At 73.3% G+C, this 7,963-nt stretch carries 6 protein-coding genes and 1 pseudogene; all 7 read left to right on the top strand.

Annotation, left to right across the window (positions count from 1 at the left end; all coding sequences use genetic code 11):
- Positions 1–143 precede the first annotated feature (143 nt).
- The 7 genes and pseudogenes from QH283_RS20205 to QH283_RS20175 all read left to right on the top strand — a co-directional run bounded on the left by QH283_RS20205 (position 144) and on the right by QH283_RS20175 (position 7,845).
- Positions 144–1,373, top strand: coding sequence for a cysteine desulfurase family protein (locus QH283_RS20205; protein WP_280504544.1), 1,230 nt, complete (start codon positions 144–146; stop codon positions 1,371–1,373).
- Complete coding sequence (gene mnmA, locus QH283_RS20200; protein WP_280504543.1) at positions 1,373–2,491, top strand: tRNA 2-thiouridine(34) synthase MnmA; 1,119 nt, start codon at positions 1,373–1,375, stop codon at positions 2,489–2,491. The genes QH283_RS20205 and mnmA overlap by 1 nt, the downstream gene beginning before the upstream one ends.
- A gap of 116 nt (positions 2,492–2,607) precedes the next feature.
- Positions 2,608–3,624 (top strand): methionine synthase, encoded by a 1,017-nt coding sequence (locus QH283_RS20195; RefSeq protein WP_280504546.1) that lies wholly within the window; start codon positions 2,608–2,610, stop codon positions 3,622–3,624.
- A gap of 208 nt (positions 3,625–3,832) precedes the next feature.
- Positions 3,833–4,027: pseudogene (locus QH283_RS20190) on the top strand (DNA ligase LigA-related protein); the annotation flags it as partial.
- A 112-nt stretch (positions 4,028–4,139) separates the two neighbouring features.
- Complete coding sequence (ligA, locus tag QH283_RS20185) at positions 4,140–6,113, top strand: NAD-dependent DNA ligase LigA (RefSeq protein ID WP_280504545.1); 1,974 nt, start codon at positions 4,140–4,142, stop codon at positions 6,111–6,113.
- A 66-nt stretch (positions 6,114–6,179) separates the two neighbouring features.
- Positions 6,180–7,424, top strand: a complete 1,245-nt coding sequence (locus QH283_RS20180) for an AAA family ATPase (protein WP_280504542.1) — start codon at positions 6,180–6,182, stop codon at positions 7,422–7,424.
- Between the two features lie 76 nt (positions 7,425–7,500).
- Complete coding sequence (locus QH283_RS20175) at positions 7,501–7,845, top strand: hypothetical protein (RefSeq protein ID WP_280504541.1); 345 nt, start codon at positions 7,501–7,503, stop codon at positions 7,843–7,845.
- Positions 7,846–7,963 lie beyond the last annotated feature (118 nt).

The raw sequence follows: 7,963 nt of genomic DNA, 5'->3' as shown, positions 1-7,963 counted from the left end.
CCCCCCCCCCCCCCCCCCCCCCCCCCGCGGGGGGGCCCCCCCCCCCGTCCCGCGCCCCCACCGCGCGCTAACTCGCGCGCCGAGACCGGGCCCCGAGTGGGCGGGAATATCCCGTGGCGGGCGACGGCTATCCTTTGATGGTCATGAAGTCGGCTTATCCGGGTCCGGTCATCGGTGCTGCACCCCAGACGGTCTACCTCGATCATGCGGCGACCACACCGATGCTCCCCGTCGCCATCGAGGCGATGACGGCTGCCCTGGCGGTGCCGGGCAACGCGTCCTCGGTGCACGGGTCGGGCCGGACCGCCCGGCGGCTGCTCGAGGAGGCCCGCGAGTCGATCGCGGCGAACCTCGGCGCCCGGCCCTCGGAGGTGATCTTCACCTCCGGCGGGACCGAGAGCGACAACCTCGCCGTCAAGGGCATCTTCTGGGCGCGCCGCGACGCCGATCCGCGCCGGGTGCGCGTCATCGCGGGCTCGACCGAACACCACGCCGTGCTCGACGCGGTGGAATGGCTCGAGCAGCACGAGGGCGCGAAGGTCAGCTGGCTGCCGGTGGACGCCGACGGCCTCGTCTCGCCGGAGACGTTGCGCGCGGAGCTGACCGAGCACGCCGACGAGGTCGCCCTGGTCACGGTCATGTGGGCCAACAACGAGGTGGGCGCGATCCAGCCGGTCGCCGAGCTGGCCGCCGTCGCCCGCGAGTTCGACGTGCCCATGCACAGTGACGCCATCCAGGCCGCGGGACAGCTGCCCATCGACTTCGCCGCCAGCGGCCTGTCTGCGGCCAGCTTCACCGGCCACAAGGTGGGCGGCCCGCACGGCATCGGCGTGCTGCTGCTCGGCAGGCAGGTGCCCTGCGTGCCGCTGCTGCACGGTGGCGGTCACGAGCGCGACCTGCGCTCGGGCACCTCCGACACCCCCGCGGCGGTCGGGCTGGCCGCGGCCCTCGGCCACGCGGTCGCCGAACTGCCCGCGCACGCGGCGCGCATGGCCGCGCTGCGCGACGAGCTGATCGCCGGTGTCACCGAGGTCGTCCCGGACGCGGTGCTCAACGGCCCGGCCGGTTCGGCGAGGCTACCCGCCAACGCCCACTTCACCTTCCCCGGCTGCGAGGGCGACTCGCTGCTCATGCTGCTGGACGCGGCCGGGATCGAATGTTCCACCGGCTCGGCCTGCAACGCGGGCGTGGCCGCGCCGAGTCACGTGCTCATCGCCATGGGCGTCGAGCACCGGGCGGCGCGCGGATCGTTGCGCTTCTCCTTCGGGCACACCTCCACGCGCGAGGACGTGGAAGCGGTGGTGAATGTCCTCCCCCAGGTGATAGAGCGGGCCAGGGCTGCTGGTCTCGCCGGTGCGAAAGGCGGTGTGTGATGCGGGTACTCGCGGCGATGAGCGGTGGCGTGGATTCGGCGGTCGCGGCCGCCCGCGCCGTCGACGCCGGCCACGAGGTGGTCGGCGTGCACCTGGCGCTGTCGTCGGCGCCGGGCACCCTGCGCACCGGCTCGCGCGGCTGCTGCTCCAAGGAGGACGCCGGTGACGCGCGCCGGGCCGCCGACGTGCTCGGCATCCCGTTCTACGTCTGGGATTTCGCCGACCGCTTCAAGGAAGACGTGATCGACGACTTCGTCGCCGCCTACGCCGCCGGGCAGACCCCCAATCCGTGCCTGCGCTGCAACGAGAAGATCAAGTTCTCCGCGCTGGCCGACCGCGCGGTGGCGCTCGGCTTCGACGCGGTGGTGACCGGGCACTACGCCCGGCTGTCCGAGGGCGTGCTGCGCCGCGCCGTGGACGAGGACAAGGACCAGTCCTACGTGCTGGCAGTGCTCACCGCCGAACAGTTGCGGCGCGCGATGTTCCCGGTCGGCGACACCCCCAAGCCGCGGATCCGCGCCGAGGCCGCCGAGCGGGGCCTGGCGGTGGCGAACAAGCCGGACAGCCACGACATCTGCTTCATCCCCTCCGGCGACACCCGCGCCTTCCTCGGCGCGAAGATCGGCGTCCGGCCGGGCGCGCTGGTCGACGCCGACGGGCGCAAGCTCGGCGAGCACGAGGGCGTGCACGGCTTCACCATCGGTCAGCGCAAGGGGCTCGGCCTGCCCGGCCCCGCCGCCGACGGCAGGCCGCGCTATGTCACCGACATCGACCCCGAAACCGGCACCGTGCGGGTCGGCTCGATCGAGGATCTGCAGGTCACCGAGGTCGCCGCCGAGCGGGCGATCTGGACCTCCGGTGTCACGCCCGAGGGGCCGGTCGAGTGTGTCGCCCAGGTGCGCGCGCACGGCGGCACCGCGCCCGCGGTGGCCGAGGCGGTCGACGGCGGCATGGCGGTGCGCCTGCGCGAGCCGCTGACCGGCGTCGCCAAGGGACAGGCCGTGGTGCTCTACCGTCCTGACCGGGACGGTGACGTGGTGCTCGGCAGCGGGACCATCACCGGCACCGCCCGTGCCGACGCGGCGCGCGCCCGGACCGCCGACGCGACCGCCCACTGACCCCGGCCTTCGGAGGAACACACGTGAGCGACCGACTGGTGCGCGGCGCGGCGGAGGACGCCGCCCCGACGACGAGTGCGACGGATGCCGTGACCGCCGCCGAGCCGCGCGACCCGCTGCCCGGCGGGGTGTGCACCGGCCTGGGTTCCTGGCCGGGCACCGATCCGCGCGAGGCCGCCGCCACCGTCCTCGGCGAGCTGCCCGACCTGACCCATCTGGTGGAACTGCCCGCGCGCGGCATCGGCGCGGACATGATCGGCCGGATGTCGGCTCTGCTGGTCGACATGCGCCTGGATACGAGCACCCGCGGTTACCGGCTGGCGGCGCGCCCGGGCGCGGTCTCCCGCCGCGCCCGCGATCTGCTGCGCGCCGATCTCGACGCGCTGGAGGAGGCGTGGGAGACCTCCGGCTCGGCGGGCACCGGCCGGGTGGTCAAGCTCCAGGCCACCGGCCCGTTGACGCTGGCCGCGCAGGTCGAGTTGCCCAACGGGCATCGCGCGCTCACCGACCCCGGCGCGGTGCGTGACCTGTCCGAATCCCTCGCCGAGGGCCTGGTCGCACACGCCGACGAGGTGCGCAGACGCCTGGGCGCGCGGATCGTCCTGCAACTGGACGAGCCGAGCCTGCGCCGGGTGCTCGACGGCTCGCTGCGCGGGGTGAGCGCCCTGGACACCGTGCGCGCCGTGCCCGAGCCGGAGGCGCGGGCGGTGCTGGACCGGGTGATCCAGGCTCAGCGCGACCCGGTGGTGCTGCACGACTGCTCGGACGACCCGCCGCTGGCGCTGCTGCGCCGCACCGAGGCCGCCGCGCTGGCGATCGACATCGCCCACATCGGCGCCACCGATCTCGACGACCTCGGCGAGGCCATCGACGCGGGCAAGAAGCTCGTCCTCGGGCTCGTGCCCACCGCCGAGCCCGCGGGCAGGCCCACCTGGCGCGAGATCGCCGAGCCGGGCGCTCGGCTGGTGGACCGCCTCGGCTTCCCGCGCACCATCCTGGCCGGGCAGATCCTGGTCGCCCCGGCCTGCGGACTCGGCGGCGCGTCGCTGTCCTGGGCGCGGCGCGCGCTGGCGCTGGCGGCCGAGGTCACCCGCGTCTACACCGAGGATCCCGAGTCGCTCGGCGCGCGGTGAACCGTCGCCGACGTGCGGGAACGTGTCGGTGGGCTCGACTAGTGTGCTGTGCGTGAGCGACAGGGACGGTGCAGGCGACACGGATACCACCGCGGAGACGAGCACTGCTGAAACGAGCACTGCGGAAACGAGCACGGCGGCGCGGAACGCCGCCGAGAGCGAGGAATCGGTGGCGGGCGTGGTGGCGGGTTCGGCGGGGGCGGAGCAGGTGCCGGCCACCGACGAGGAGCGGGTGCGCTGGCAGGAGCTGGCCGAGGAGGTGCGCGAGCACCAGTTCCGGTACTACGTGCGCGACGCGCCGATCATCTCCGACGCCGAGTTCGACGCGCTGCTGCGCGAGTTGCAGGAGCTCGAGGAGCGCCACCCCGACCTGCGCACCCCGGATTCGCCGACCCAGCTGGTCGGGGGCGGGGTGGGCCCCCCCGAGACCCCCCGCGACCCAAAAAACAGGGAGGGGAGGCTCGGCCAACCCAAAAAATAAAAAGAGGGGCGCCGCCGGGGGGGGGCGCGTGTTGCTGGCGCTCGTGGCGCGCCACCCCCACCGGCCCACCCGGTTTTCGCCCCCCCTGGGGGGCGGGGGCGGCTTCGCCACCGACTTCACCCCGGTCGACCATCTCGAGCGGATGCTCTCGCTCGACAACGTCTTCAATTACGACGAGCTGCGCGCCTGGGCGGCGCGGGTGGAGGCCGAGACCGGTCCCGACCTGCACTACCTGTGCGAGGTCAAGATCGACGGCGTCGCGCTGAACGTGGTCTACGAGCACGGCAGGCTGGTGCGCGGCGCCACCCGCGGCGACGGCCGCACCGGTGAGGACGTGACCCTCAACGCACGCACCATCGAGGACGTGCCGCACCGGCTCACCGCGAGCGCGGAGTTCCCGATCCCGGCGCTGCTCGAGGTGCGCGGCGAGGTCTACATGCGGCTGGCGGATTTCGAGGCGCTGAACGCCGCCATCGTGGCGGAGGGCAAGCCGCCGTACGCGAATCCGCGCAACACCGCCGCCGGTTCGCTGCGGCAGAAGGACCCGGCGGTCACCGCGCGGCGCAAGTTGCGGATGATCTGCCACGGCATCGGCAGGCTGGAGGGCGCCGTCTTCGCCTCCCAGTCCGAGGCCTACCGGGCGCTGGCGGCCTGGGGCCTGCCGGTCTCCGAGCACGCGCGGGTGGTGCGCGGCATCGACGCGGTGATCGAACGGGTCGCGTACTGGGGCGAGCACCGCCACGACATCGAGCACGAGATCGACGGCCAGGTCGTCAAAGTCGACGAGACCGCGCTGCAACGCCGCCTCGGCGCCACCTCCCGCGCCCCGCGCTGGGCCATCGCCTACAAGTACCCGCCGGAGGAGGCCACCACCAAGCTGCTCGACATCGCCGTGAACGTCGGCCGCACCGGGCGGGTCACCCCGTTCGCGGTGATGGAGCCGGTCTCCATCGCCGGGTCGACGGTGGCCATGGCGACCTTGCACAACGCCTCCGAGGTCCAACGCAAGGGCGTGCTGATCGGCGACACGGTCACCATCCGCAAGGCGGGCGACGTCATCCCGGAGGTGCTCGGCCCGGTGGTGGACACCCGCACCGGTGCGGAGCGCGCGTTCGTCATGCCGACGCACTGCCCGGAGTGCGGCACCGAACTGGCCCCGGAGAAGGAGGGCGACGCCGACATCCGCTGCCCCAACCAGCGGCACTGCCCCGCACAGTTGCGCGAGCGCGTGTTCCACGTCGCGAGCCGTAGTGCCTTCGACATCGAGGCGCTCGGCTACGAAGCGGCCGTCGACCTGCTGAGATCCGGCGCCATCGCCGACGAGGGCGATCTGTTCGACCTCGACGAGGCGCGGCTGTTGCAGACCTCCCTGTTCACCAACAAGGAGGGCGAGCTGTCGGCCAACGGCCGCCGCCTGTTGCAGAACCTGCAGTCCGCCAAGGATCGACCGCTGTGGCGGGTGCTGGTGGCGTTGTCCATCCGTCACGTCGGGCCCACCGCGGCGCGCGCCCTCGCCGCCGAGTTCGCCGACATCGACCGCATCGCCACGGCGAGCGTGGAAGAGCTCTCGGCGGTCGACGGCGTCGGCCCCACCATCGCCGCGGCGGTGGTGGAATGGTTCACCGTCGACTGGCATCGCGCCATCGTCGACAAGTGGCGCGCCGCGGGCGTGCGGATGGTCGACGAGCGCGACGAGTCCATCGAACGCACCCTCGAAGGGCTGTCCATCGTGGTCACCGGCTCCTTGCAGGGCTATTCCCGGGACGGGGCCAAGGAGGCGATCCTGGTGCGCGGCGGCAAGGCGGCGGGCTCGGTCTCCAAGAAGACCGCCTTCGTGGTGGTCGGCGACTCGCCGGGCTCGAAGGCGGCCAAGGCCGAGGAACTGGGCGTCCCCATCCTCGACGAGGAAGGCTTCGTGCGCCTGCTCGAGCACGGCCCGGCGGCTGTGACGCCCGCGGCGGAGGGGGAAGGGGCCGCGGAAGCAGGCGAGGGGGAGCCCGCCGGATAGGCCCCGTGGGCGGTGCGTCGCCGGGCGTGTTCGCCGGGCCGCGCCGAAGTGCGGAAGTATGGCGGCATGCTGCGCAGTTTCCAGGTGACCAATCACCGTTCGCTGGCCGATACCCAGGAGTTGCGACTGACCAAGGGCGGCGGCCCGGTGGCGGTGCCGGTGACCGCCGTGCACGGCGCGCCCGCCGCGGGCAAGTCGAGCCTGATCGACGCGCTGGACCGGATGCGGGACGCGGTGCTCAACTCGGTGACCGGCTGGGACCCGTACGCGGGGCCGGTGCGCACCCCGCATCTGGCACACTCGAACCTGCCCTCGGAGTTCGAGGTCTCCTTCGTCGCCGAGGGCTGCCCGTACACCTACGGCTTTGCGCTCGACAACGCCGACGTCACCGCCGAATGGCTGCACAGCCACCCGCGTTCGCGCAAACGCGTCGTCTTCGAACGCGACGGCGCGGGCATCAAGGTCGGCCCCATGTTCGAGGCGGCCCGCTACGGCGTGGCCGCGCTGGTGCCGTTGGTGCGCCCGAACGCGCTGCTGCTCAGCCTGGCCGGGCAGATGCACGCCGAGGCGCTCGTCCCCGCCTATCGGTGGTTCTCCGCCATGCTCGAGGTGGTGCACGGCCCGGTCGACCCCGGCGCGGTCGCCCACCGGATCGGCAGCCACATCTCGCGCTCGCCCGAGCACGCCGCCCGGCTGCTGGTGTTGTTGCGCGCCGCCGATCTGGGCATCGCGGACCTGCTCGTCGCCGAGCCCGACCCGATGTACGCCGACTATCTGCGCGAACTCGACGCAGAGATCGCCGCAGGCGCCGAGCACGCCGAGCTGGCCGCCGCCTCGCCCGCGCACGCCGATCGGCTGCGCGAGGACAGCGGCCTGACCCCGCTGCTGCTCGACCGCGAGCTGACCAATCTGCGCGCGGCCCGCGACGCCCTCTACGCCCGCATGGTCGCCCGCCGCGGCGTCGGCCTCCGCCTGGTGCACGAGGGGGTGGAGATTCCGTTCGAGATCACCGACGAGTCGTCCTCGACACTGGCGCTGCTGCGGCTGCTGCCGGTCATGCTCGACGCGCTCGACACCGGGCGGGTGCTGGCCGTGGACGACATCGGGGCCGGGCTGTCCGGCGACCAGACCGATCGCCTGATCCAGTTGTTCCAGAACCCGGAGACCAACAGCCACGGCGCGCAGCTGGTGTTCACCACCGGCGACCGCGGCCTGATCGACCGAGGCAACGGCCGCTCCCAGCGCACCCGCACCGCGGTCTGGCAGGTGCGCCGCACCGATCGGGGCACCAGCGAACTGACCGCCCGCTGAACCGCCCGCAACGCCACCTGACCGGTCGCCGACCGCGCTGAGCTGGGCGGACGCGCCGCGCTCCTAGGATGGCGGCATGGAGTTCGCGATGCTCGTCATCTTGACCGCCGTCGTGGTGGCGTTGGTGGTGTCCTACCGGCGCAGCCGCGGCCCGGCGCGCCCGCCCGCCGAACCCGAGTACGGCACCCTGCACCTCACCGGCGTCAGTCCGCGCCCGCAGGCGATGGGGGAGCAGTTCGTGACCGTCACCGGCGACCTCACCGGCCCCTCGGTGGCCCCGACCCGGGTCTATCGGCGCCTGGTGTGGGACGGCGCGCAGTGGCCGCAGATCGGCCAGGACTGGCCGGTCGTCTATCCGGTCGGCAAGCCCGACCGGTGGCAGCTCATCGTCCCCGGCAGCGGTCAGGGGATCGACTCGTGACCGCGAGCGGGCAGCTCACGGTGCGCCCGGCGACGCCCGCCGATCACGAGGCCATCGGCGCGTTGACCGTCGCCGTCTACGTCGGCGAGGGGTACGTCCCGCCGGACAGCCCCTACGC

This window comes from Nocardia farcinica (assembly GCF_029867845.1).
Classification (GTDB): domain Bacteria; phylum Actinomycetota; class Actinomycetes; order Mycobacteriales; family Mycobacteriaceae; genus Nocardia; species Nocardia farcinica_A.
The sequence above is the reverse complement of the archived record's forward strand: the minus strand, read 5'-3'. Positions and strand labels throughout refer to the sequence as shown.

Coding starts and splice junctions, on each gene's coding strand:
- QH283_RS20205 (WP_280504544.1), top strand. CDS start 144: ATGAAGTCGGCTTATCCGGGTCCGGTCATCGGTGCTGCACCCCAGACG.
- mnmA (WP_280504543.1), top strand. CDS start 1,373: ATGCGGGTACTCGCGGCGATGAGCGGTGGCGTGGATTCGGCGGTCGCG.
- QH283_RS20180 (WP_280504542.1), top strand. CDS start 6,180: ATGCTGCGCAGTTTCCAGGTGACCAATCACCGTTCGCTGGCCGATACC.
- QH283_RS20175 (WP_280504541.1), top strand. CDS start 7,501: ATGGAGTTCGCGATGCTCGTCATCTTGACCGCCGTCGTGGTGGCGTTG.